The organism is Vibrio sp. OPT46 (genome assembly GCF_015163535.1).
Taxonomy (GTDB): Bacteria; Pseudomonadota; Gammaproteobacteria; order Enterobacterales; family Vibrionaceae; genus Vibrio; species Vibrio alginolyticus.
In genome coordinates this window covers 1-229 of sequence record NZ_JADDYG010000885.1, presented here as the reverse complement: position 1 = coordinate 229, position 229 = coordinate 1, and the positions used below count along the sequence as shown (strand labels likewise).

General features: G+C 37.1%; 1 protein-coding gene. It reads right to left on the bottom strand.

Translation table 11 applies throughout. From position 1 onward, the window contains the following. On the bottom strand, positions 1 to 229 hold a 229-nt coding region (locus IQR33_RS36170), incomplete at both ends, for a hypothetical protein (protein ID WP_193844315.1).

Here is a 229-nt window from a genome sequence, read left to right as displayed (position 1 = left end):
CTTCTTCAATGGCGCTCTCCGTTATCAACGTTGCGTCTTCTTTAATTATCCCTAAACCAATAGCCATCATCATTTGTTTAGAGATGTTTTCAGTTAGGTTCAATGCTCTTACTTCAGTTAGATTATTTTTCAGCTCTAAGAACTCCAACATTTCGACATTGCTATCGATATAATCGTTGGCCTGTTGAACATATTCATTGGATTTTACTAACTGTTGCCTCTTAGCCGT